This window comes from Pantoea agglomerans (genome assembly GCF_020149765.1).
GTDB classification, from domain to species: Bacteria; Pseudomonadota; Gammaproteobacteria; order Enterobacterales; family Enterobacteriaceae; genus Pantoea; species Pantoea alvi.
On record NZ_CP083809.1, the window covers coordinates 2,352,333 to 2,376,397 of the forward strand.

General features: G+C 59.2%; 26 protein-coding genes. 14 read left to right on the plus strand and 12 right to left on the minus strand.

Features of this window, described 5'->3' with window-relative positions:
• Window positions 1–2 precede the first annotated feature (2 nt).
• Genes LB453_RS13875 through LB453_RS13885 form a run of 3 tightly spaced genes read right to left on the minus strand, consistent with a single transcriptional unit; the run spans window position 3 to window position 3,075 of the window.
• Window positions 3–1,517, minus strand: coding sequence for a sugar ABC transporter ATP-binding protein (locus LB453_RS13875; RefSeq protein ID WP_103795556.1), 1,515 nt, complete (start codon window positions 1,515–1,517; stop codon window positions 3–5).
• Complete coding sequence (locus LB453_RS13880) at window positions 1,514–2,122, minus strand: DUF2291 family protein (RefSeq protein ID WP_103795555.1); 609 nt, start codon at window positions 2,120–2,122, stop codon at window positions 1,514–1,516. The genes LB453_RS13875 and LB453_RS13880 overlap by 4 nt, the downstream gene beginning before the upstream one ends.
• Window positions 2,123–2,133: 11 nt before the next feature.
• A complete protein-coding gene (locus LB453_RS13885; protein ID WP_103795554.1) occupies window positions 2,134–3,075 on the minus strand; it encodes a D-ribose ABC transporter substrate-binding protein in 942 nt (313 codons plus the stop codon).
• 183 nt (window positions 3,076–3,258) lie between these two features.
• On the opposite strand from LB453_RS13885, the gene LB453_RS13890 reads away from it, so the two are divergent.
• Window positions 3,259–4,206, plus strand: coding sequence for a sugar-binding transcriptional regulator (locus tag LB453_RS13890; RefSeq protein WP_103795553.1), 948 nt, complete (start codon window positions 3,259–3,261; stop codon window positions 4,204–4,206).
• A gap of 4 nt (window positions 4,207–4,210) precedes the next feature.
• On the opposite strand, the gene emtA is transcribed toward LB453_RS13890, so the two are convergent.
• Window positions 4,211–4,840 carry a membrane-bound lytic murein transglycosylase EmtA gene (gene emtA, locus LB453_RS13895; protein WP_103795552.1) on the minus strand — a complete coding sequence of 210 codons (630 nt, stop codon included), beginning with the start codon at window positions 4,838–4,840 and terminating at the stop codon, window positions 4,211–4,213.
• Between the two features lie 167 nt (window positions 4,841–5,007).
• On the opposite strand from emtA, the gene ldcA reads away from it, so the two are divergent.
• Both ldcA and LB453_RS13905 read left to right on the plus strand, forming a co-directional pair.
• Window positions 5,008–5,934: a muramoyltetrapeptide carboxypeptidase gene (ldcA, locus tag LB453_RS13900; RefSeq protein ID WP_103795551.1), complete on the plus strand. Its 927-nt coding sequence runs from the start codon at window positions 5,008–5,010 to the stop codon at window positions 5,932–5,934.
• A gap of 22 nt (window positions 5,935–5,956) precedes the next feature.
• Window positions 5,957–6,619: an MBL fold metallo-hydrolase gene (locus LB453_RS13905; RefSeq protein WP_103795550.1), complete on the plus strand. Its 663-nt coding sequence runs from the start codon at window positions 5,957–5,959 to the stop codon at window positions 6,617–6,619.
• On the opposite strand, the gene LB453_RS13910 is transcribed toward LB453_RS13905, so the two are convergent.
• From LB453_RS13910 to LB453_RS13920, 3 genes are all read right to left on the minus strand, one after another.
• Window positions 6,620–7,033 carry a GNAT family N-acetyltransferase gene (locus tag LB453_RS13910; RefSeq protein ID WP_103795549.1) on the minus strand — a complete coding sequence of 138 codons (414 nt, stop codon included), beginning with the start codon at window positions 7,031–7,033 and terminating at the stop codon, window positions 6,620–6,622.
• Between the two features lie 21 nt (window positions 7,034–7,054).
• Window positions 7,055–7,438, minus strand: a complete 384-nt coding sequence (locus LB453_RS13915; protein ID WP_103795548.1) for a hypothetical protein — start codon at window positions 7,436–7,438, stop codon at window positions 7,055–7,057.
• Between the two features lie 121 nt (window positions 7,439–7,559).
• Window positions 7,560–7,784: a YgdI/YgdR family lipoprotein gene (locus LB453_RS13920; protein WP_103795547.1), complete on the minus strand. Its 225-nt coding sequence runs from the start codon at window positions 7,782–7,784 to the stop codon at window positions 7,560–7,562.
• Between the two features lie 98 nt (window positions 7,785–7,882).
• Between LB453_RS13920 and LB453_RS13925 the strand changes: the two genes are divergently transcribed.
• Complete coding sequence (locus LB453_RS13925; protein WP_103795546.1) at window positions 7,883–8,239, plus strand: DUF4186 domain-containing protein; 357 nt, start codon at window positions 7,883–7,885, stop codon at window positions 8,237–8,239.
• A 39-nt stretch (window positions 8,240–8,278) separates the two neighbouring features.
• Here the strand turns inward: LB453_RS13925 and LB453_RS13930 are convergent, their stop codons facing one another.
• Window positions 8,279–8,458 carry a hypothetical protein gene (locus tag LB453_RS13930; RefSeq protein WP_224481447.1) on the minus strand — a complete coding sequence of 60 codons (180 nt, stop codon included), beginning with the start codon at window positions 8,456–8,458 and terminating at the stop codon, window positions 8,279–8,281.
• Window positions 8,459–8,671: 213 nt separating this feature from the next.
• Between LB453_RS13930 and LB453_RS13935 the strand changes: the two genes are divergently transcribed.
• Both LB453_RS13935 and LB453_RS13940 read left to right on the plus strand, forming a co-directional pair.
• Complete coding sequence (locus LB453_RS13935) at window positions 8,672–9,001, plus strand: hypothetical protein (RefSeq protein WP_103795544.1); 330 nt, start codon at window positions 8,672–8,674, stop codon at window positions 8,999–9,001.
• Window positions 9,002–9,063: 62 nt separating this feature from the next.
• Window positions 9,064–9,627, plus strand: a complete 564-nt coding sequence (locus LB453_RS13940) for a hypothetical protein (protein WP_103795543.1) — start codon at window positions 9,064–9,066, stop codon at window positions 9,625–9,627.
• Window positions 9,628–9,661: 34 nt separating this feature from the next.
• Here the strand turns inward: LB453_RS13940 and rtcR are convergent, their stop codons facing one another.
• The gene (gene rtcR / locus LB453_RS13945; RefSeq protein ID WP_103795542.1) at window positions 9,662–11,236 is read right to left on the minus strand and encodes an RNA repair transcriptional activator RtcR; all 1,575 of its coding nucleotides are present in this window, start codon (window positions 11,234–11,236) and stop codon (window positions 9,662–9,664) included.
• A 187-nt stretch (window positions 11,237–11,423) separates the two neighbouring features.
• Here rtcR and LB453_RS13950 point away from each other — a divergent pair, with 187 nt between their 5' ends.
• Together LB453_RS13950 and LB453_RS13955 are read left to right on the plus strand one after the other, a co-directional pair.
• Window positions 11,424–12,650 (plus strand): RtcB family protein, encoded by a 1,227-nt coding sequence (locus LB453_RS13950; RefSeq protein WP_103795581.1) that lies wholly within the window; start codon window positions 11,424–11,426, stop codon window positions 12,648–12,650.
• A 13-nt stretch (window positions 12,651–12,663) separates the two neighbouring features.
• Window positions 12,664–13,467, plus strand: coding sequence for a DNA polymerase beta superfamily protein (locus tag LB453_RS13955; protein WP_103795541.1), 804 nt, complete (start codon window positions 12,664–12,666; stop codon window positions 13,465–13,467).
• A 358-nt stretch (window positions 13,468–13,825) separates the two neighbouring features.
• On the opposite strand, the gene LB453_RS13960 is transcribed toward LB453_RS13955, so the two are convergent.
• Window positions 13,826–14,032, minus strand: a complete 207-nt coding sequence (locus LB453_RS13960; protein WP_103795540.1) for a DUF2767 family protein — start codon at window positions 14,030–14,032, stop codon at window positions 13,826–13,828.
• A gap of 163 nt (window positions 14,033–14,195) precedes the next feature.
• Entirely contained in the window at window positions 14,196–16,160 is a 1,965-nt protein-coding gene (locus tag LB453_RS13965; protein WP_103795539.1) for a methyl-accepting chemotaxis protein, read from the minus strand.
• A gap of 434 nt (window positions 16,161–16,594) precedes the next feature.
• Here LB453_RS13965 and LB453_RS13970 point away from each other — a divergent pair, with 434 nt between their 5' ends.
• From LB453_RS13970 to LB453_RS13995, 6 genes are all read left to right on the plus strand, one after another.
• Entirely contained in the window at window positions 16,595–17,848 is a 1,254-nt protein-coding gene (locus LB453_RS13970; protein ID WP_103795538.1) for an MFS transporter, read from the plus strand.
• 342 nt (window positions 17,849–18,190) lie between these two features.
• A complete protein-coding gene (locus LB453_RS13975) occupies window positions 18,191–19,399 on the plus strand; it encodes an aldose 1-epimerase family protein (protein ID WP_103795537.1) in 1,209 nt (402 codons plus the stop codon).
• Window positions 19,400–19,563: 164 nt separating this feature from the next.
• Window positions 19,564–20,577 (plus strand): zinc-dependent alcohol dehydrogenase family protein, encoded by a 1,014-nt coding sequence (locus LB453_RS13980; protein ID WP_103795536.1) that lies wholly within the window; start codon window positions 19,564–19,566, stop codon window positions 20,575–20,577.
• 206 nt (window positions 20,578–20,783) lie between these two features.
• Window positions 20,784–21,473: a YetF domain-containing protein gene (locus tag LB453_RS13985; protein WP_103795535.1), complete on the plus strand. Its 690-nt coding sequence runs from the start codon at window positions 20,784–20,786 to the stop codon at window positions 21,471–21,473.
• Between the two features lie 342 nt (window positions 21,474–21,815).
• Window positions 21,816–22,064: a YqjD family protein gene (locus LB453_RS13990; protein WP_048785201.1), complete on the plus strand. Its 249-nt coding sequence runs from the start codon at window positions 21,816–21,818 to the stop codon at window positions 22,062–22,064.
• 219 nt (window positions 22,065–22,283) lie between these two features.
• The gene (locus LB453_RS13995; RefSeq protein ID WP_103795534.1) at window positions 22,284–22,634 is read left to right on the plus strand and encodes a DUF3147 family protein; all 351 of its coding nucleotides are present in this window, start codon (window positions 22,284–22,286) and stop codon (window positions 22,632–22,634) included.
• 123 nt (window positions 22,635–22,757) lie between these two features.
• Here the strand turns inward: LB453_RS13995 and LB453_RS14000 are convergent, their stop codons facing one another.
• Entirely contained in the window at window positions 22,758–23,960 is a 1,203-nt protein-coding gene (locus LB453_RS14000; RefSeq protein ID WP_103795533.1) for an FAD-dependent oxidoreductase, read from the minus strand.
• Between the last annotated feature and the right edge of the window lie 105 nt (window positions 23,961–24,065).

The following is a 24,065-nucleotide window of genomic DNA, read 5'->3' on the forward strand; positions in this document are numbered from 1 at the left end:
GCTCAGAACCCCTGTGCGCTTGCCTTCACCAGCGCTGACTCTTCCGCGTCGCTGCGCGGCATATCAGCCGTAAGTTTGCCGCCCGACATCACCAGGATGCGATCGGCCACCGCCATAATCTCTTTCAGGTCGGAGGTGGAGAAGAGTACCGCGATGCCCTGCTCCGACAGCTGCACCATCATGCGAAAGACTTCCACCCGGGCGCCGACGTCGATGCCGCGGCTCGGCTCGTCCAGCAGCAGCAGGCGCGGGTTAGTCAGCAGCGAACGGCCGATCACCACCTTCTGCTGATTGCCGCCGCTCAGCGCGCTGATCGCCACCTCCGGCGAGGAGACTTTGATCGCCAGATTGCCGACGGTGCTGGCCACCGCCGCCCGCTCCTCTTGTTGGGCGATAGCAAAGCGGTGCGTCAGGCGACGCCACAGGCTGGCGATGGTGAGATTGCTCGTTACCGACGATCCCGGGAAAATGCCGGCGCGCTTGCGATCTTCCGGCACCAGGCTCATGCCCATGCGGATACGTTCGGCGGGGGCCAGCCGCGTCGGTACCGGCTTGCTGTCGAGCCAGATCTTGCCGAGGTAGTTGCGTTCGCTGCCGAGCAGGCATTCAAACAGTTCGGTGCGCCCCGCGCCCATCAGCCCGTAGATGCCGACAATCTCCCCGGCGCGCACGTTAAAGGTGACGTCGTCCACTAGGGTGTTGCCGTTGGGGCTGACGCAGGTAATGTGCTCTGCCTCCAGCACCGCCGCGCCAAAGGTGCGACCAGCCGGCAGAAAGTTGCTCATCGGCTCGCTGCCGAGCATTTCGCGCACGATCCAGGCGACGTCAATATCCCTGACCTGCGCTTCCGCCTGAAAGCGGCCGTCGCGCAGAATGGTGATCCTGTCGCCGATCGCCATCAGCTCTTCGAGGCGATGCGAGATATAGATCAGCGTGACGCCCTGCCGCGTCAGCTCGCGGATCACGCGGAACAAAATCTCCACTTCGGTTTTGCTCAGCGCCGACGTCGGCTCGTCGAGGATCAGAATATCGGCGTCCTCCGCCAGCGCCCTGGCGATCTCCACCAGCTGCTGCTGCCCAACCTTGAGATTGCCGACCGGCTCGTTTGGTGAAATCGGCTGGTCAAGGCGCGCCATCAGCGCGGCGGCGCGGCGCGCCTGCTCAGCCTCGTTGATCGGCCTGATGCCGCTTTGCAGTTCGCGGCCCAGAAAGATGTTTTCCGCCACCGACAGGTTTTCAAACAGGTTCAGCTCCTGATGCACCATGCCGATGCCGAGCGCCGCGGCGGCGCGCGTGCTGCTCAGCACCACCTTTTCCCCGTTGAGGAACAGCTCGCCGCTGGTGGGCTGCTGCACCCCGGCGAGGATTTTCATCAGCGTCGATTTGCCCGCGCCGTTTTCGCCGATAATTACGTTGACCTTGCCGCGCCAGACGCGATAGTCGACGCGGTCCAGCGCCAGAGTGCCGGGAAAAAGCATGGAGATATTGCTGGCCTTCAGGATGATATCGTCGCTCATGGCGCCTCTCCCGGCTTCAGCTCCACCGCCATCACGTTGTTAACTACGCCGTGGCCCATCTCCACCGCCAGCAGCGCCTGCGCCGGTTTGCCCACCCAGCTGGCATCGACCTTCGGCAACTGCTGCACCGCATGACGGTTAAGCGCACGGGTAAGCTGCGCGTACTGCACCTGATTAGTGAACTCCTCGAAGCGGAAACCCGCCGCATCGCGCAGCGCGTTGCTGCGGATCACCGGGCCGAGGCTCACCCTGACCGGCCTGCCGTTTAGCGTCAGCGTCAGGATGCGCTCGCGGCTGTTGCTCTCGTCCAGCGCGGCGACCGTGCCGCTGGCGCGCACAAAGACGCTTTCGCTGCTGCCCGCCTTCACCGTCTCGCTTTTGGTCTGCATATCTGCCCAGCTCATGGCGCGCTGCTGCGCGGCGTCGAGCACCCGGCTCTGCCAGCTCGCCTCGGCGATCTGCTGCGGCGTCTGGCTGCTGTAGCCTGGTTTCGCATGGGGATCTTTCGGCATGATCGGATTGCCGCTGGCGTCGAGATCCACCACGGTACAGCCGCTTATCGCCAGCGCCAGCGTCACCACCAGCATCGCTCCGCTCCGTTTCATGCCGCCTCCGGTCACTTCGCCAGGCTAAAATTTTTCAGCTTTGAGGCGTTGCTGTCGTCAATCAGCACGCAGTCCATCAGCTGCTTCTCTTCTTTCTGCGCTTTGCCGTTTTTCAGGTAGTAGTCCGCCTGCTCGACCGCCATCTGCACCTGCGCCCAGCCCGGCTGCAGCACCGTCGCCTTGATATTGCCTTTGTTCAGAATGGAGTCGCGGGTGTAGTCGCTGCCGTCGAAGCCCACCACGATGACGTTGGTTTTGCCCGCCGCCTTCAGCGCCGCCTCCGCGCCCAGCGCCATGGTATCGTTGCCGGAAATCACGCCGACGATATCGGGGTTCTTCTGCAGGATGGTTTCCATGCGGCTGAACGCCTCGGTCTGGCTCCAGTTGGCGCTCTGCTGCGCCACCATCTTCATCTCGCCATAGTCGTCCAGCACGTCGTGGTAGCCCTGGGAACGCACCCCCGCGTTGGTGTCAGACTCTTTACCCAGCAGCTCAACGTAGTTGCCTTTGCCGTTCAGCAGCCTGGCGAACTTCTCTGCGCCCAGCTGCGCGCCCTGATAGTTGTTGGAGACGATCTGCGCCACCGCGATGCCGGTTTTATTGATTTCGCGGTCGATAAGAAAGGTGGGGATGCCGGCCTCTTTGGCTTTCTGCACCGGACCGACGGTGGCGTCCGCCCCGGCGTTATCGAGGATTATCGCCTTCGCTTTGCGCGCGATGGCGGTTTCGATCAGCTGGTTCTGCTTGCTGACGTCGTCATCATGCGACGCCACCAGCGTGGCGTAGCCGAGCGCTTTAGCCTTTTCCAGCGCGCCGTCCGCTTCCGCTTTAAAGAAGAGGTTGTCGTGGGAAGGGGTAATGATCGCCAGCAGCCCTTTATCAGCGGCGAACGCGGCGGACGAGAAGGCGATCAGTGAAGCCAGTAGGGTAATTTTGACGAGAGGTGCGTTCATCGGCTATTCTCCGCTTGAATAAATATTCAATTGCGATTTTATATTCAAGATGACTATGCACCCGCTCCTGTCGGGCGCGCAACCCCGAGTGTTTAAAAAGCGAAAAGGATCACAAAATGTCCCGCGTTGTGATTTCCCGCATCCTGGTTAACAATACCAGGCCGACACAGAGAGGAAGGATGAATGGCGAAACAGGATGAGCAACGGCTGATGGTGAAGATTGCCACGCTTTACTACAGCGAAGGGATGAAGCAGTCAGATATCGCGCAGATGCTGAAGTTGTCGCAATCTTTTGTCTCGCGCATTCTCAACCGCAGCGTGAAAGAGGGCGTGGTAAAGATCAGCGTCGTGCCGCCCGCCAATATCTTTCCGGCGCTGGAGAAGGCGATTGAGCAGAGCTATGGGCTGCCGCAGGCGATTGTGGTCGACGTGCCGGAAAACGCCTCCTCGCAGCAGATCAAGCAGGCGATTGGCTCGGCGGCGGCGCACTATCTGGAAACGCGGCTGCGCGCCGACGAGCTGATCGGCATCTCCTCCTGGAGCGGCACCATCCGCGCCATGGTGGATGCGCTGCACCCCTTTAACGCCGCCTGCAAAGGGGTGATCCAGCTGCTGGGCGGCGTCGGCGCCAACGGCAACGTGCAGGCGACGATTCTGACGCAGAACCTCGCGGCGCTGCTCAACTGCCCCTCCTGGCTGCTGCCCTCGCAGTCGATCGAGCATTCGGTGCAGGATCGCCAGCGGCTGGCGGCTAACGCTGATGTCGCAGAGGTGCTGGAGAAGTTTGATCAGGTGGATCTGGCTATCGTCGGCATCGGCGATCTGGAGCCGTCGGCGCTGCTGCGCAACTCCGGCAACTATTACGACGAAGAGATGCTGCGCACCCTTGCGCAGCGCGGCGCGGTAGGCGATATCTGCCTGCACTACTTCGACGCACAGGGCGAGCCGGTGCTGAGCGAGGAGGAGGATCCGGTGATCGGCATGGAGCTGGAACAGGTGCGCAACTGCCCGCAGGTGGTGGCGCTGGCGGGCGGCAAAGAGAAGGCGCACGCCATCCGCGGCGCGCTGCGCGGCGGCTACGTTAACGTGCTCATCGTCGATTACCCCACCGCGCGGCTGCTGGTGGAGTAAGAGGTCAGATGGTGCGGTACGCCGTGGTGACCTTCCACAGGTAGCGCGGCGCCTGCGCGGCGGGATGCTTGTTCTGGACGTGCTGGTAGAACTCGTCCGGCGACATGGCGTTGATCATGGCAATTGCCCGATCGCGGTCGCGGGAAAAAGTGCGCAGCAGCGCGCCGGCGCCGTTGGCGTAGGAGACGATAGTGGCGTAGCGCAGCGTCAGCGGGTCGCGAATGCCCGAGAGCGCCGACTGCTGCAGGATTTTGATATAGGCAGCGCCAATATCGATATTTTTCGCCGGATCGCGCAGTTCGGCGTTCGACGGCTGACCGCGGCGCCCCTGCACGCGATAGACCTCCCTGCCCGCCGTCGAGGCTTTAATCTGCATCAGCCCCACCGCGTTAGAGCGGCTGACGACGCCGGGATTGCCGCCCGATTCGACAGTGATAATGGCGCTGAGCAGTTTCTCATCAACGCCATAATGACTGGCAGCATCTTCGGTGAACATCGCCCAGTTCGCGTTAATTCTGGACGGCGGCGCCTGGGTTAACGGCGTATTGGGTTGCCTGACAATCTGTTTTGACGGTTCGCTGGCGCAGCCCGCCAGCAGCAGCGCGGAGAGAGCAAGGTATCGAAATTTCACCAATTTTTCATCCTGATGCAATGTGGTCGCAGGCTATCATACCTGGCGCGCGCCGCAGCAAAATTACCGTTTATCCTAATTGCGTTAAAAAGCGTGTCGCCCAGTGACTTCCGTCGCGCTTTTCGTCATCATCGGCCCGTTAATTGCCCGTTAACCGCAGGAATAGCCTTATGATTTCTCGTTCCGTCCATCTTGTTTCCCCCTCTGGATATTGTCACAACCAGCCAGCCGCCTGGCGCGGCGTCGAGCGGCTGCGCGCGGCGGGCCACCAGGTCGATAATCTGGAAACTATCGGCCGCCGCTTTCAGCGCTTCGCCGGCACCGACGCTGAACGCCTCGCCGAATTTAACCGGCTGGCGCAGCTCGACGCGCTGCCCGATATTGTGCTGGCGGTGCGCGGCGGCTACGGTGCCAGCCGTCTGCTGGCGCAGATCGATTACGTCGGGCTGCAGCGCCGCCTGCTGAATCAGCCGCTGGCGCTATGCGGCCACAGCGACTTTACCGCCCTGCAGCTCGCCCTGCTGGCGCAGACCGGCCTGATCACCTTTAGCGCGCCGATGCTGGCCGGCAACTTCGGCGCAGAGGTTTTATCTGAATTTACCCTGGCGCACTTCTGGCAGGCGCTGACTTCGCCTACAGTCAATGTTGGCTGGCGCAGCGAGACGCCGGACGCCGGCGAGTGGCAGGGCACGCTGTGGGGCGGCAATCTGGCGATGATCTGCTCGCTGATCGGCACCCCCTGGCTGCCGCAGTTCGACGATGGGATTCTGGTGATCGAGGATGTTAATGAGCATCCGTTCCGCATCGAGCGCATGCTGATCCAGCTGCAGCAGAGCGGCATCCTCGCGCGGCAGCGCGCCATTATCACCGGCAGCTTTACCAGCAGCGCGCTCAGCGACTATGACAATGGGTTTGATTTCGCCAGCGTCTGGCAATATCTGCGCGACCTCACCGGCCTGCCGGTGATCAGCGATCTGGCCTTTGGCCACGATGCAGATACCGTGACGCTGCCGCTGGGAGCACGCGCGCGCCTGCGCGTGGCGAACCATCAGGCCGAACTGCAGGCCACTGGCCATCCCGTTTTACCCGAGCATTAAGCCGTTCTCAGGGAGATCGCCATTGAAGCCGCTGTACGACGATTTGTGGATCTCCACGCCGGAATTCCCGGAAGAAGATGCCGCCAGTGATGTGATGATGCACGGCTTTCTGCTGCGTCATCCGCGCGGCAACCTGCTGATTGGCCGCGTGACGCACCCGCTCGATCATGAAGTGCTGGCCGACGAGGGCGGCGTGATCCGCCACTATCTGACCCACTGGCACGAGGCGTCACCCGCCGCCGCCGTTATTCAGCTGCGCTTTAACAGCGCGCTCTACTGCCATAGCCGCTCGCTTGGCCCCATCAGCCGGGTGGTGGAGCCGGACGACACTTTCAGCCAGCAGGAGACGCACTTCGGTGATTTCCACCTGCTGCCGACGCCGGGCCATACGCCGGGCAGCAGCAGCTTTCTTTACCGTTCGCCGCAGGATCGCACCTACCTGTTCGTCGGCGATACCCTGACGCGCGATCACCATCGCTGGATCACCGTACTGGTGGCGGACAGCAATCCGCACGAGCTGAAACAGTCGCTGGAGTTCTACCGCACGCTGCGGCCCGATGTGGTGCTGATGAGCACCACGCGCGGCCATCTCTCCTGGGTCGAGGTGACGCTGCAAAGCTGGCTGGCGGCGATTGATGAGGCGGAACAGCAGCCGCTGGATGTGCGCCAGCAGCCGCTTTTTTGATTAGAGCGCCTTGCTGAGGTAGTGGCGCTGATGATGACGCGGGTAGTTATCCAGGCTGAAACGCAGGCTGTAGCCTAACTTCTCATAGAACGGGCGCGCCTGAAAGCTGGCGGTATCGACCTGCGCATAGCGGCAGCCGCGCCGGCGCGCCTCCTCTTCCGCCGCTCTGATCAGCTGCGTGCCGACCCCCTGCCCGCGCAGCGCGTCGCTGACCCACAGCATATCGATACGCAGCCAGTTACCGGTGGTCGAGCCAGTCAGCCCCGCCCGCTTTTTACCCTGCTCGTCGGTGACGAACACGCCGATAGCCTTGATCTCATCGATGTTGATAAAACGGCTGTTGAAAGCATTCAGGCCGAGGCGTACCTCATCCAGATCCTGATGCGTGACCGCATCGGTAACATTCAGTTGCATAGATCCTCCAGCGTAAGCGAGTCAGGAGTGCGGATGGGCGCGATCGTCGTACGGCTCCAGCGACAGCTGATCGACATCGCGCGTTTCGCTGCGGCTACAGGGTAGCAGCCGGTTACTGTCGCGGTAAACGAAGAATGTCTCCTCGCTCGCTTTATTGACGATCAGCTGGTCGCCATTGCGGAAGCGGGTAATGGCTACGCTGTCGCCGTCCTTCAGCCGGGTATGCTGCTGGCCAGCGGCAATCTGAAAATGGTGCTGCGGCCAGGTAAGCGTGCTCAGGCCATAGGCCGCGCGTGAAATGGTCATGGTGGGTCGGCCGGGACAGTTGATCTGAAACTGGGTTTCGCTCCAGGCGGGCGCAATGGCGCAGCTCAGCAGCCCAAGGGTGAGCAGAGTCGCTTTCATTTTCAGGTTCCCTCGCAGTTATGCTCTGATTTAGTTGACTATTTTCAGGATAACATATCTGCCAGCGCCGAAAAGCGAAACGGCCCGCGCGTGGCGGGCCGAGATGTAACAAAAGTGCGCTTTAGTTCCCAACCTGCGACATATCTTTGATGCTGTCGCGATTGATTTGCTGCTCTTTACCGTAGACGTCTTTGTAGGTGATCATACCGGTGTCGTCATCTACCTTCGGCTTGCCCTGTGCCACAATAGTGCGGCCGTCGTTGGTGTGCAGCACGTGATCGTTCGCGCAGCCGGCCAGCATCAGGCCCGCGCACAACATACCGAGCGCTATAGCGGTTTTTTTCATATTTCCTCCTTCCTGGGTTCGCTTTTAGGTTTAGCACAGCCTCGCCAAAGCGAAACCAGGAAGAGGTTTAAAACGCATTGATTCCTAAAGGAGATCCTATGGACCGGCAAGATGCCCTGTTTCAGCGGCTGGCGCAGTCGCCGTTTCGCCGTCGCTTTCATCTGGGCGTTAAAGAGCGTGCCTACTGCCTGGCGAAAGGGCCTGAGGTGATCGATCAACATGCGGCGGATTTTGTCGCGCAGCGGCTGGCGCAGGCAGAGCCGAAGAATGACGGTAAGCAGACGCCGATGCGCGGCCATCCGGTCTTTATCGCCCAGCACGCCACGGCGACCTGCTGTCGCGGCTGTCTGGCGAAGTGGCACGGTGTTGCAGCCCATCAGCCGCTGAGCAGCGCGCAGCAGGCGTGGATTGTCAGCGTAATCCACCGCTGGCTGGTGGGTGAGATGAACCGCTAAAAGCCCGGCGCCGCATAATGCAACGCCGGGTTAATATTTTTATTCCGCCGCAACCTCGGCGGCGACCAGCATTAACGCCAGCGAGGCGTTCTCCTCGTCGTACCCCTGCATAACATCGCGGATTGCCGCTGCGCAGGTCATCACCTGCTGCTTCTTTTCCGCTTCAAGCCTCTCGATCGCATGACGGATAATCATTAGACTGGCTTCTTCTTCTTTCATTCAATTTCCCTTAAATCGCCCAACTGGTGCGCAAAGAGGGCAAGAATACCTTTAATGTGCTACTCAAGTCACCCTTTGGCACGTTTTACGCTTAACAATTAATCGAAGTACAAATGGGATGCCGCGCCAGACCTGCTATGATCACAATAGCCGGGACGCAACGCGTCAAAATCAGCGCCACGGGTTTCCCAGGGATTGAAGCAGGTACAGGATATGTTGCGACTCACGGTTTTCACTTTAATTACGCTGCTTGCCGGCTGCGCTTCCGGCCCGAAAGGGGTGGAGTGTCCAGGCGAAGTCAGCACTATTTACGGCCAGCCAATGGGGCAGACCCAGGCGACTATTTTCGACCTGGTCAGCGCCTTCACCATCAGCCGCGACGGCGTTAACGTGCAGAGTGGGACACTGCAATCGCTGGATCGTTTCAAATATGTTCCCTCCGCCGTCACCGCCGAAGGCTACTACGCCCAGCGGCTGTCGGATAAGCAGTTCCGCCTGATTAATCCGCACGAAGACACCATGATCACCTGGACGTGCCCTTAGGCGTGCGTCCGGGGGCCAGATGGTTTATTGTCGTGGCTCGTCAGGCTGCAGGCTCACCCTTCATGGAAAAGCGACTGGACAATAACGGCTATATCGATTTCCCCTTCCCCGCCACGCGCAACGAAGACGGTTCGCTGAACCCGTGCGGCATCGATCTTACGCTGCAGACGGAGCGTATTGATGAGATTGCGGTGCTGACTCAGTCGGCCAATCTGCGTCGCCTGCTGGAGGAGGTCAATCTGCAGGAGGGGCTGTTTATGACGCTGGCCTGCGACTGGCAGCAGCGCGCCGACGCGGTGTGCGGCTTTATCGATTTTGCCTTTCGTCCCGAGCTGCCGGCCGCCAGCCAGGAGACGCTGACGCTCGATCAGGCTTTCTGGCGCTACCTGCGCGAGCAGGCGACGCAGCACGCTATGGCACCGGACGCCTTGCTTAACTTCGCCCGCTGCGTGCTGGAGTGGGGCTGGTCGCCGCTGCGCCAGCGCGCGCGGGAATATGAAAAGGTGACGGTGATGTACTACTGCCAGCAGCGTGACGAGGCGGAGTGGTGCCTCGATCACCTGCGGCATTTTCTGGTGAGCTGGTATCCCGCCAGCCGTCCGGGGCTGCTGGCGCAGCAGGCATAGCGCTGGGCGCCTGGCGGCACGACCGAAAGCGGGTTTATGCCCGCCGCGCCTCCTCCCAGCTTAAATCAAAACGCTTTAAGTACTTGCGCAAGCGATCCGCATCGTTTGGCTGCTTTTTTTGCTGGCGGGAAATGGCGAAAAGCTCACGTCCGGCTTCGGAGAGTGAGGCTGAGCGCCGGCACACCGCAAGAACGGTTTCCAGCTGCGCGCGGTCGAACAGGTCGATCGCCTGCTTCACCGGCAGAGAGGCTTGCGGTTGCTCGGGCGTCTGCCAGGTCTCCTGTAGTCGGCCAAGCTCCTCCTCCACCAGCGCGGCGGTAATGCGGCCATTTTCAGCAAGCGTGGCCATCCGCGCAACGCTCGCCCCGAGTTCGCGAAAGTTGCCGTGCCAGGCGGCGGCCTCTGAGCTGGCAAAACTCAGGTAGCGGGCGCGCGCCTCTTTGTCGAAGCGTATCTGGCTGCGATTGTCGCGAATAAAGCGCTGTAGTTCATAATCGACGTTAGGCTCGATATCCTCCCGCCGCTCAGCGAGGCCCGGCAGCCTGAACGTCCACATGTTGATACGCGCGTAAAGATCCTCCCGGAAGCGCCCTTCCCTGACCCACTGACGCATATCCCGGTGCGTACCGGCGATCAGTTGAAAATCGCTGCTCACTTCGCGGTCTGCGCCAAAGGGAAAAAAGCATTTATCTTCTATCGCACGCAGCAGCATAGCTTGTTCATCCAGGCCCAGCTCGGCAATTTCGTCCAGAAACAGAATGCCGCCGTCAGCCTCGCGCAGCAGACCCACGCGCGCTGCCTGCGCGCCGGTAAAGGCCCCTTTCACATGGCCAAACAGCGTTGACATCGCGTTATCGCCGCGCAACGTCGCACAGTTTACCGCCACAAACTTTCCCTGCACCTGATGACGTGCCTGCCGCAGCTGGAAAATGCGCTCGGCCAGAAAAGATTTACCCGCGCCCGTTGGCCCGGTTAGCAGCACCGGGGCGCTTGACCGTTGCGCGACGCGTTCAATCTGTTCGATAAGCGCGTTAAAGGTCGGGTTGCGGGTTTCAATGCCCGATTTCAGAAAGGAGACCGAGCTTTGCTGCTCGCGCTGAAAACGGCTGGTTAACGTCGCATAGCGGCTTAAATCGAGGTCGATAACCGAATAGACGCCCTGCGGCGTTGCTTCCCCCTGCTGTCCTGGGCCAGTCTGTAACAGGCTGGCCGGCAGATAGCGTGCTTCAGTGAGCAAAAACCAGCAAATCTGCGCCACATGCGTTCCGGTCGTAATGTGCACCAGATACTCTTCGTTTTCGGTGTCGAAAGGATAACGTTCGGCGAAATCGAGAAACGCGCTATACACCTCTTCAAAATCCCAGGGATCATTGAGGCTTACCTCATGGGGGATCACCGTCGTGTGCGGTGAGACGGCGGCAATGTCCTCCGTCAGCCGCTGCGCCAGGCTGAGGTCGCGCGGCTGGTACAGCAGCTCAAAGCGGTCGATCGGCAGGTCATGGTGCTGGCACAGCGCCACGCTGGGACGCCATTTGGTCCAGCGATGCTCGCGCTTGCCGCGTCTGTCGAGCTGTGTGCCCAGAACGCCGATAACGACGCGCTTTTTCATGCTTTATCCTTTTATATAAAAGCCTATCCAAAAGAATAAGAATATCTCTCTCGACCTTGCCTGGCAAACTCTCCCTTCCAAATTAAACCATTTAAATACAGATAGTTATTTCTATTCCTCGCTAATTCCCGATTCTGGCACGCTATTCGCTATGTATAACGTCATGTATAGATCCAATGACGAAAAAATGATGAAACCTCAATTTGACCTGCTCCAGTCTGGCGCCGGCGCGCCGATAAAAATGTGGACACAAGGTGTCCCCGTCGAGCCAGAAGCCAGACTGCAGCTGCTGAATACGGGCAGCATGCCGTTTATTTTTAAACACATGGCCGTTATGCCCGATGTGCACCTGGGTAAAGGCTCCACGATTGGCAGCGTGATCCCGACGCTAGGCGCCATTATTCCGGCGGCCGTCGGCGTCGATATCGGCTGCGGTATGATTGCAGTACGCACCTCTCTGGTCGCCGCCGATTTACCTGACAGCCTGCTGGGCCTGCGCAGCGCCATCGAGCAAGCCGTGCCGCACGGGCGCAGCAGCAGCCGCGGTAAACGGGATAAGGGAGCATGGCACGAGACGCCGCCTGATGTTGATGCGCACTGGTCGCAGCTGGCCGGACGGTTTAAGCGCCTGACGGAGCGCTATCCGCAGCTGCTGAAAACCAATAACCACCAGCATCTGGGGACGCTCGGCACAGGCAACCACTTTATCGAGATCTGCCTCGACCAGGCCGATCGGGTCTGGGTGATGCTGCACAGCGGCTCGCGCGGCGTGGGCAATGCGATCGGCACGCTGTTTATTACGCTGGCGCAGAAAGATATGCAGCAGCATATTGCCCATCTTCCCGATCGCAATCTCGCCTATTTCCGGGAAGGCAGCCGTCATTATGACGACTATCTGGAAGCGGTAGGCTGGGCGCAGGATTATGCGCACCACAACCGCGAGGTGATGATGAATCGGGTGCTGGCAGCGCTGTCCGCCACCATTACCAAACCCTTCGCCACCCATCAGGAGGCGGTGAACTGCCATCACAACTATGTGCAGAAAGAGAAGCACTTCAATCAGCAGGTATTGATTACGCGCAAGGGAGCGGTGTCGGCACAGCAGGGCGAGATGGGCATTATTCCCGGCTCGATGGGCGCCAAAAGCTTTATCGTTCGCGGACTGGGCAATGAAGAGAGCTTCTGCTCATGCAGCCACGGCGCGGGACGCACCATGAGCCGCACCGCCGCTAAAAATCGTTTCACCCTCGACGATCAGATCCGCGCCACGGCCCACGTTGAGTGCCGTAAAGATCGTGACGTCATAGATGAAATACCCATGGCTTACAAAGACATTGATGCCGTTATGGCTGCGCAGTCCTCGCTGGTAGAGATCGTTCACACGCTGCGCCAGGTGGTCTGCGTTAAAGGATAAAAGGGAGAGCAGGATGAAGATAGAAACGGGATTACATGGGGTCGATGAGTCAATGCGCGCCCGCGTTCGTGCGGTTCTGGCGCAGACGGAAGCCGAGCACGATGTCCGGATAGTGTTCGCCTGCGAATCAGGCAGCCGGGGCTGGGGATTCGCCTCGCCGGACAGCGATTATGACGTGCGTTTTCTCTACGTGCATAAACCTGAGTGGTACCTGCGCGTTGAGTCGCCGCGCGACGTTATCGAAAAGCCTGTCGATGCCGAACTCGACGTATGCGGCTGGGAGTGGCGCAAGGCGCTGGGTCTGTTAAAGCGTGCCAACCCGACGCTGATCGACTGGCTCGATTCGCCTGTTATCTATCAGCAGGATGAGGAGCTTATGGCTGACTTGCGGACGATGGGCGATCGTTTCTTTTCGCCCGAGCGGGCGCGCTGGCACTACCGCTCGATGGCCCACAAGAACTTCCATCACTATTTGCAGAGCGATGAAGTCAGGCTGAAAAAGTACTTTTATGTGCTGCGTCCGCTGCTGGCGGTACGCTGGATAGAAGCGGGCAAAGGCGCGCCGCCTATGCGCTTCGATCGGCTGCTAGAGGGAACCGTGCAGGCGGGACCGCTACTCGAGGATATTGCTGAACTGCTTAGCGCCAAACAGCGCGCCGGCGAGGCGCAGTTTGGGCCACGCCGCCCGGTGCTGCATGCCTTTATCGAGCATGAGCTGTTGCGTGCTGAAGTGACGCTCGCTCCGCCGCCACACAAAAATGATGATGCGCTGCTGGATGCGCTGCTGTTTAAAACCGTGATGGGCAAGGCTGCTTAAAAGGGAATACACGTCTCGAACAGACTGATGGGCAGGCACACCCCCTGCCCTGGGATAATAACCTGCTGCCATCTCAGCCTTTGGGCGAGTCGGACGCACTATTCCGGGCATCTGGTGCGCCTGAAGGCACGATGATTTATCACTTCAGAGGGCCTTTACTTAAAGCAGCACTTCGGCGTCCAGTAATAAGAAACCGGCAAATGGCGCTCAATGCTCTTGAAGCATGGCCCCTGCGAAGAAGTGCAGCAAAAACTGCAGGGGCTGCAGGATCCCCTGCGCCTGAACGGCTCACCAACAGGTAAAGCCCGCTTTCTGCGGGCTTTTATTTAAGCGTGGGGTGCAGCTGCGCAGCCCGCGTTTAAGGCTTAACCAGACGGATCGCGTGCTCCAGCATCCGCTGCTCATCGCGTTCGCTGTGGGAACGGTGCTGCCGCGCACGTTTCAGCAGCGCGGAAATCTCTTCCCGTTTGGTCTCATGGCCCGATTCGGCCAGCACCACCACCGCATCGCCAATAACCCGGCAGACTTCGTCGTAATCCTCTTCATTTAATGCATCGCGCTTCATCGTTCCTCCTGCCGGCCCAGCCGCTCGTGAAAAAGAGTACTCAGAAACAGTAGTCAGGATCGTGGCGCGCCGCAAACCTGCCGCTGGCGCAACAGCATCGGAGGCTCAGGGCTTTATTTGCCGCCGGCGCGGCCACTCTGCAGAGCGCTGCGCCGGCGGTGCCTTACCGGCGGGTGGAGAGCGTTTGCAGCACCTTCAGCTCCGCCACGGCCTCCTGCATGGCGTCCATGCCGGCGGTCAGGGTGCGCAGGCTATCCAGCTGTTTCGTCATGTCTGCGCGCTCCTCGCGCGTACGATGGCTCATTGCCGCGATGGTATCGGCAGCCTGAATGCTGCGCTCCGCCATATCGGTGGCGGTTTGCACCGTGTTGGTCGCCACGTCGCGAATGCGTGAAATGGTGCTCACCGCATCGCTGATATTGCTCGCCGTCGCTTCCGCCTGCTCTTTGGATGAGTGGGCCAGACGGCGCACTTCGCCCGCCACCACGGCAAATCCCCTGCCCGCCTCGCCCGCGCGCGCCGCTTCAACCGCCGCATTAAGCGCCAGAATATTGGTCTGGAAGGCGATGTTGCTGATGCCATGGGTGATGACGTTGATGCCGTTTGAGATCTCTTCCAGATCGTCCAGCCCCTCGCCTAAACGGCCCTGCGCCTGCTGGCTCTCTTTGGCGATATCGCTGATGGCGCGGATGGTGCTTTCGGCCATGGTGAGCGCTTCGCTCTGGCTCTGGGTCGCCGCTTCCAGCACCGGCAGCGCCTGCACGATAGGCGCCAGCTCCTGCTGATAGTTCACCACGCGCGCCAGCACGCCTGACTGCACGCGGTTCAACGCCTCCCAGCGACGCAGGGCGCGCTGGGCGTAGTGTGCCGCATAGCTGGCATACTCCACGGGAAATTGCGCCATCGCATTGGCGTCGTGATTAAAGAACACCAGCGCAGAAAGGGTCTGGTTAATCGGCACGCCAAGGATCTCGCCGAAGCTGGAGAAGCCGGCAGCGGGAATGCCTTTAAAAAAGTGGGCGTCATGCAGCCGATCGGCGTTGCCTACGCGACGCAGTATGCAGTCGTTCATCAGGATCGCCGCCGGTTTGCCGTGACGCCCGGTAAATGCCTGCCAGTCGCGCAGTGTAGCCTGCTTGAAATCGGTTTCGCGCATCAGGTAGAGCCGGTCGCCAAATTCCAGGTCGCAGAAAAACTGCACGCTGCCGCTCGCTATTTTCGCGACGGAGCGAATAAAAAATGCCTCCCCCACTTTCACGGCGAAGGTCAGCCCTTTCAGCCGCTCGGTAAGCTGCTGTTCGTTGCACTCCAGATATTGCGCCAGCGCCTGCGTAAACGGCTGCTGCTGCCCCTGCTGATTAAACACCGAGGTCAGGGTGCGGGTCACCGGATCGGCTTCCGCAATAAGCCAGCTCTTATTCAGCGGCTCAAAGTTCTGGCTTTTAAAGGGCGCAAAGGATTTGCCCGCCGCCATACGGCAGAAAACGATAACCGCTTTCCCCTGCAGCACGCGACCGCCGACGCCAATCCAGGTGCCGTCGAAGGTGACTCGCCCGCCCGCAGAGCCGCCGATGGCCAGGCAGGGAAAGCGGCCGCTGTTGTACCAGGCCTGCATCAAAAATCCCTCCGACGCCGAAAGCCCGTCGCAGTAGATCATGGCGAAGGTGCGATCGGCAGAGAGCGGCATACGCAGCTTCAGCGCGGCCAGCTCCTGCTCAATCGCGCTGATGCGATCGGTCGCCGTGTGGGTGTCATTGAGGTGCAGGTCGACGATATGGGTTTCATGTTCCGCAATCAGGCTGCGGGGCAACCAGAGCCAGCTCCCTTCCTGACCATCCCCTTTGCAGTAGGTTGTCTCTCTGCCGCTGGCGCTGAGGGCGCCGTTAGAGGAGAGCGTAATGACGGTTAAATCCGCTGAGGTAAAGCGTTGCCACGCCTGACTGACTTTCTGGAAATCAGCCTCTGGCGGCACGAACGTCAGCAGTACCCCCGCCGCGCGCGGGCTGAGACCTGCCGCAGAGAGCGAGGCCGGCAGACTCTCACAGTTAAAAATGCCGTTAGCGGGCTGAGAGGCGCCGGCAAAACGTGAACCGAGTAGACTTTTACCCATTGTCTTAAAAGCAGACATATTATTATTTCCACTGTAATTAAAAAGCGTGCATAGGCTGGTGTTGTAAAAAAGAGGGCTAAAAGCAGGTCCGTTCGCAATCAGTACTCATGATCCCTGGTCAGCATCAAAAGATGAGCTGAGCAGGGGTTATCGACTCATCTAGCCAGAGCTTCAGCAATTACTGTGATTGGTCTCACTGATAAGAGGAGTTAAATGTGCACAGGGAGAGCAGGCCGTGCGTTATTTCAGCACTAACTTCCGCATTTAATTGTCTGCGTTGCGCTTTCCCTTATATTTCGCTGCAACAAAGAGTCTTCACATCATAAGCTGACGAATTAAACAGTCTGGCTACATTTATCTTGCCGCAGCCAAATAATAAATTTATTACTATTTAATCACTTATATTCAACAGCGTTTCAGGGTGTTAATAAAAACCATTACAGGGATAAAGTATGCCGACTAAACACGCCGCTGCCGCACGGCCAGAACCCGGTCTGTTCCAGACGCTAAAATCCTTTCCGGCGGCTGTCCATGCGCTGCTTTTTTTTACGCTGGTTATACGATTTAGCTATTTTATGGCATGGCCGTTTATCGCCGTGATCATGACGCAAAATTATCACCTGTCGCCAGTCGCCATTGGCGTGGCGATGACCGGCAGCGCGCTGTTTTCGGTAGTGCTGGGCATGTATGGCGGGCAGATATCGGACCGGCTCGGCCGGCGCGTGATCCTTCTGCTGGGCTGCGCCTTTTCCGCGCTGGGATATATTATCCTGGCGCAGGCCGCCGGGCTGGGGCTGTTTATCGTCGGCCTTATGATTACGGGCGTCTCCTTTGCGTGGGTCGATCCCCCTTTGCGCGCGCTGATGAGTGATTTGCTGGGCGATCGTCGTCGCCGTGCGCTGGCGCTGCAAATGCGCTACTACCTGATCAACGTCGCGGCGGTATTTGGTCCGCTGGTGGGGATCGCCTTTGGCCTGACCTCTCAGAAGGGAACCTTTCTGCTAACCGGGCTGAGCTACCTGCCTTTTTTCGCTTACGTGCTGCTGTTTATCCCGTCCGGTAAATTGCTGAGCGAGCAGCAGGCTGGCAGCGAGCCGTCGGTTAAGCTGACCGAGATGATGGGTATTATCGCCGGGGATAAGACCTTTATTGCGGCGCTGCTGTGCAGCATTTTATGCAGCGTGGTGTTTATCCATTACGAAGCCATACTGCCCCAGTACCTGCTGCTGCTTGACGGCAACGGGGCAGTGAAACTCATCACCATGATACTGGTGACAAATGCCTGTACCGTGCTGGTGTTTCAGACATTTATCGTGCGCTTTATGGCACAGATGAACCTGCCGAAACGCATTCTTCTGGGCGGCATGATTTTTGCCCTGTCGCAGCTCTGCTTTTTTGCCCTGCGCTCAACGGAAATCTGGCTGTGGCTGACGGTCACTGGCATCTTCAGCCTGGGAGAAGCGATTCTTATGCCGAACCTGAACATTCTGCTCGATCAGCTGGCGCCGGCCAGGCATCGCGGCGCTTACCTGGGCGCCTCGATGCTGACGACGCTGGGGATCGCTGCCGGCCCCTTGATCGGCGGCGTGATGCTGGCGCTGACCGGCGCGGGCGTCTTTATCTGCACCGCCCTACTCAGCCTGATGCTGTGCGCCATTATTTTCGCCTTCAGGCGCACTATTCTGAGCCGTCTGCGGGATATATAACATCCGCAGGTGAAAAGAAGCGGCCAAGCATAAAACCGGTCGCCGTCACCGTCAGCGTAATAAGTAAGGCGCTGGCGGATGACGCTGACGGCTTATCTCAGGGCAGGCAAGCTGCGGTAAAGCTGAAACGATTTAATCCTGCCCCCTCATCTCCCTGCGCTTTGTCTCTTTTTCCTGCACAAACCATTAGTGCCTGAGCAAAAACCTGTGACAAAGATCTGATTTATTTCACTCCTTTAACAGAAAATTGCGCCAGGTGAAGCGCATCACGTTTTCCTGCGGCGGCTATTTATACTCTTGCGCGGCATAAGCTAAATCAATTCAGCAACAGGATGCGTAAAAATGAAATTAGCACTTTTAGCAGGTATGGTAATGGCGGCAATAAGCGGTCAGGCAGCAGCACAAACGTGGGTGCTGACCGATGCTGAAGCGGGTACCGACAAGGGAAACTGGCAGATTGACAGCAAACAGCTGAAGCTTTCTGGCGATGCCTTCAGCCTGCAGCAGAAAGTCCTGCATGGCGGCAAGCAGGAAGGCTCTAAGGTACTGACTATTACCAGCAAGAATGGCCTGACTATCGCCCTTAGCCCGACGCGCGGCATGGATCTGCTGCATGTGAACGGCGATGGCATCCGTCTGGGCTGGGATTCGCCGGTAGATGAGGTGGTTAACCCCGCCTATATCAATCTCGAAAGCCGCAATGGATTAGGCTGGCTGGAAGGATTCAACGAAATGATGGTGCGCTGCGGCTACGAGTGGACCGGGCACCCGGTGGTCAAAGACGGCAGGATTTATACCCTGCACGGCAAAGCAGGCAATACGCCAGCGTCACGCGTTGAGGTCACCATCGACGATAAGGCGCCCCATGAAATCCGCGTGCGCGGTCTGTTAAAAGAGCACACCTTTAAAAAAGCCAACCTGGAAACCTGGACCGAGCTACGTTACGTGCCCGGTGCGAAATCCTTTACCCTGCACGACGTGCTGACCAACCGCGGCGACTATCCGCACGATTATCAGATTATTTATCACAGCAACTTCGGCACGCCGATTCTGGAAAAAGATGCGCGCTTTATCGCGCCGTTAAAATCGGTTTCGCCTTTTAACGACTATGCGAAAACCGGCCTGAAAACGTGGAACACCTACGGCGCACCTGCCAGAGATTTCGATGAGATGGTCTTTAACCTGGTGCCTAAGGCGGACAGCAGCGGCAAAACCCTGGCGGCAGTGATCAACAGCAAAGGCGACAAGGGTGCCTCGATTGAGTTTGATACCCACCAGCTGCCCCTGCTGACGATGTGGAAGAATACCGACACGCTGAAACAGGGCTATGTTACCGGCATTGAGCCAGGCACCAACTACGCCTATCCGGTGACGATTGAAAAAGAGCAGGGTCGCGTCAGACAGCTCCAGCCCGGACAAAGCACCACGTTTGAGCTGACCTATACCCTGCTGAGCAGCGCCAGCGCGGTTAACGCCACCGAGCAGCGCATCAAACAGATTCAGGGGGATGAACAACCGGCGGTGGAGGAGAAACCGATCGCCGTAGAGTAAGGCCGACGGGCGGGCCGCGATTGCCTCGGCCTGCCCTTCTCTGCTGGCCGATCTTATCCCCCAGCGTCTGGCGAATCTCCGCCTTCGCTTTAACAAATTGCGCCTGTGACTTATGGTAATTAATCCCTTATGCGATAAATTTACGCGCTCACAGGAGATGCACAATGAAAGCAGTTACGCTCAAGGCACCCGGCGGCCTGGAAAACATTACCCTGTCAGATATTGCCGATCCCGGCAGGCCCGGCAAAGGCGAGATTCGGGTGGCGATTAAAGCCAGCTCGCTAAACTTCCATGATTTGATTGTGGCCAGCGGGCAGTTCCCCACCCAGGATGGCCGCATCCTGCTGTCAGATGGCGCAGGCATTGTGGAAGAAGTGGGAGAAGGCGTTGAAGCCTTCAAGGCCGGCGATGCTGTGGTCTCCACCTTTTTCCCGAACTGGCCGGCAGGCAAGCCGGTGCCCGCAGCCGGCAGCTTTGCCCATACCCCCGGCGACGGCGTTGATGGCATGGCGAGCGAATATGTCGTTCGTTCGGAAAATGCTTTTACCCACGCGCCGCAAGGCTGGAGCCATACCGAGTCGGCGACCATCACCACCTCAGCCCTGACGGCCTGGCGCGCGCTGGTCACGGATGGCCAGCTGAAAGCGGGTGAAACGGTGCTGGTGCAGGGAACCGGCGGCGTCTCTGTCGCGGCCCTGCAGATTGCTAAAGCGATGGGCGCCAGGGTGATTGCCACCTCTTCCTCCGATGAAAAGCTCGCCGCCGTGCGGGCGCTGGGTGCCGATGAAACCATTAACTACAAAACCACGCCGCAGTGGGGCGATAAAGCGCTCGCACTGACGCAGGGATTCGGGGTCGATCACGTGGTGGAGGTAGGCGGTCCGGCCACCCTGAACGAATCCCTGAAAGCGGTCAAAGTCGGCGGCCATATTGCGCAGATAGGCATTCTTTCCGGCGACAAGGCGGACATCTCGGTGCTCGCTCTTCTGGCGAAGCAGGTGCAGCTTAAAGGCCTGATTGTGGCCAGCCGCCAGGATCAGATCGATTTTGTTAAGGCGCTGGAGATGATGGGCAAGAAGCCGGTGATTGACCGCACCTTTAACTATGCCGAGCTTAGCGAAGCCTTTCGTTACCAGCAGAGCGGCGCCCATCTGGGCAAAATCTGCGTCACCTGGTGATGAGGTGGCGATAGGGAGACTTCCGCTTATCGCCCCTCTGTAACGGCGCCAGCACGAGCCTTTTGTCGGGTCGTGCTGGCGATGATTATTCGCCTGCCCGCACGTATCTACCTTATCCCGCGCCATTAACCCGCTTCGCCGCGGGCCACGTCAGACTGACAGGTTATCTACGCAGAGAAAATCAGGAATAGTGAAAAGGAAAAGAGATGAGCGACTTCGATCTTGATAAATTTCTTATTAATGACCTGCCTTATACCTTTCTTCTTGAAGTCGTTATTCGCGTTTTTATTGCCTATAGCGTTGTGTTTATTTTTCTCAAAATTTCAGGCAGGCGAGGCGTTCAACAGCTGTCGCTTTTCGAGGTGGTGATTATATTAACGCTGGGTTCAGCTTCCGGCGACGTGACATTTTATGACGATGTGCCGGTGCTGCCAGTCATCATGGTTTTTGTCGTCCTTCTTACGCTTTATCGGCTGACTACCTGGGCTATGTCGCGCTCCACCGCGCTGTCGACATTAATTGAGGGGGAAGTGGTTACGCTTATTTCGGAAGGGAAATATGTCTCCAGCAATCTCGACAAACTTAATATTTCTGAAGATGAATTCTTAATGGAACTGCGGCATGCCGGCGCAGAACATCTTGGTCAAATCCGCCTGGGGCTGGTTGAGGTCGATGGCCAGCTCAGCCTCTATTTCTTTAAGGATGAGGATGTCATTCCTGGCCTTTCCGTTCTGCCAGCCGCGCATCGCCCCTGCTTCACGTTAATTCCCCAGGATGGACTCTATGCCTGTAAGCGCTGCGGCCTGACCCAGGAGATGCGTGCCGGCGCCAGATGCAGCTGTCCCGAATGTGGCCGGAATATCTGGTCGCTGGCGCTGCATTCGCGTCGAACCTAAACAGCGTATCGTCCGTCGTCTCGTTTGCCCGCTGGCGACTCTCCCGCTACGCTTTTACCAGTTGTTTTTTTGAGCAGGAGATGGGTATGAAACAGCTGGTAATGATTTTTTTACTCGGGAGTGCCGCGCTCGCCCTGACCGCCTGCACGCCACCGCCGCCTGTCGCCCCAGCGCCGCCTCATGCGCCAGGCGGCCCTCAACCGCCAGGGTCGCCATGCGGCTGCGGCCCGGTGGGTCAGCCAGCGCCATAAGATGAAAAAGCGTAACAAAAGCGTAAACATGCAGCATAACCGCCGGGCTTTGCTACGCTTTGAGTGAATGCCAACCCTAAGGAGACGAACAATGTCAGGAAAAATCGAAGATACCGTAAAAGAAGTTGCTGGCGCCGCTGAGCAGCAATGGGGCGAAGCCACCGATTCACCGCGTCATCGCGTTCGCGGTGCGGCGCGTCGTTATTCTAACCAGGCGACCTACGCTGCGCGCGACGCGGCTGACACCATTAAAGACCAGGTTCAGGCCAACCCGCTTGCCGGTCTGGCGGTCGCTGCTGGCGTCGGCGTTTTTATCGGCTTCCTGCTGGGTCGTAAATAATCCAGCGCGACTTTCCGCCTGATGCGGAAAGAACGGGAAGAGACGTCTGTCTCTTCCCGTCAGCGCCCCGCCCCGATCTCTGTCCGCACCGCCTCACTTCTCCCTCTTCCCGTCGAGCCTGAAAGCTGTCACTCTCCTGGCTGACGATCCCCTTCACCCCATTGTCGACTGGCTGCCGCTCGCCGTCAGCTTTGCGTCGGGTCAGTAACGGAAGAAATTATGCTCTGGCTTATCTCAAAATATGCGATTACCGCTTTTATGGTGGTGCTGATATCCGAAACGGCGAAACGCAGCGATCGCCTCGGCGGCCTGCTGGCCGCCCTGCCGCTGGTTACCGTGCTGGTGCTGATCTGGATGAAGCTGGAGGGACAGGCGCAGGAGAAGATCGCCGCTCACGCCTGGTACACCTTCTGGTATGTGGTGCCGACCCTGCCGATGTTTATCCTGTTTCCGTTTCTCTACCAGCGCACCGGTTTCTGGCCCACGCTGGGGATCTCCTGCATCGTCACCATCGCGCTTTTCGCTCTGTGGGCGCTGCTGTTAAAACGGTTTGGCATTGCGCTGCTCTAGCGGCCAGAGCCGCTGCTGCGCCTCGCTGTTATCCCGCGTCAGCAGCTGAGGATTTTCCACAGGCCTGTCCTGGTGACGGGGCCGTTGATGGCTCACGTACAGGATTGCGCCGCGCGTTCAGCCTCAGCGCGGCGCAAAGCGGCGCGGTTTTTCCATGCGAACCCCCATGCCGAGCAGCCGCCCGAAGACAAAGCGCAGGAACGGCCATTTGCGCAGCATGCCCGGCATCGGGTTTTTCCCGCTTCCGCCCGCTCGTTTACGGCTCATCTTGATCTGCAGAAACTGGGTGGCGACGGTGGGAAACTGACGCCGCTTCTGCACCCGCGCCAGATCGCGCAGCGTGACTCTGCCGCGCTGTAGCGGCCGCGTCAGCAGATTGGCGGCGGCTACCGCGTCCTGGATCGCCAGATTGACGCCGACGCCGCCAATGGGCGACATGGCGTGCGCCGCATCGCCAATGCAGAGCAGCCCGGGCCTCATCCATTTATCCAGCCGGTCGATGCGAATCGACAGCAGCCGGATCTGCGACCAGTCGTCGATGGCCTGCAGTCGTCCGGCGTCGAACGGCGACACCGCGGCGATGCGCTGCTTCAGCGCCGCCAGCCCGTCGCGCTGCAGCGCCTCGAACTCCCCTTTCTCAATAGTGAAGCCGCACTGCCAGTAGTCGCCGCGATCGATCACGATAACGTTATTGCGCGGACCGCTGTGGCCGGTGCCCATCGCCGGATCCGTCGGCTGCTTGTCGAGCCGGAACCAGATAACGTCGCGCGGCGTGCCGAACGCGCGGCTGGTCAGCCCCGCCAGCGCCCTGACCGCTGAATGCCGCCCGTCGGCGCCGATCACCAGCCGGGCGCGGATGGTCAGCGGCTGGCCGTCGCGCAGCGCGGTGACGCCGCACACCCGATCCTGCTCGATAATCAGCTCGCTGAGCCTGGTCGAGGTCAACAGCCTGAAGCCGGGAAAAGCGGCGCACTGGTCGGCAAGGAAGTTAAGAAAGTCCCACTGCGGCATAAAGGCGATAAAGCGGCAGCGCACCGGCAGGCGCGAGAAGTCGGCCATGGTGACCTCTTCCCCACCCATCTCCGCCCGCAGCTTTTCGGCGCGCTGGTGCGGCAGCGCCAGCAGCTTCTCCAGCAGGCCGAGGTGGTGCATCACCTCCAGCGTGGAGGGATGAATGGTGTCGCCGCGAAAATCGCGCAGAAAATCGGCGTGTTTTTCAATAACGACCACCTGCAGGCCCGCGCGCGCCAGCAGATAGCCGGTCATCAGGCCCGCCGGGCCGCCGCCAACGATGCAGCAGTCGGCGGAAAGCGTCTGTGATGGCATGGTTACTCCTCGGTTAGTGCCTGACAGTGTAGGCCAGCTGTCAGCCATAAAGTACAGACTTATTGCAGGGATATTGCCGTCTGGCTTGAACGATCTCGTCTGGCT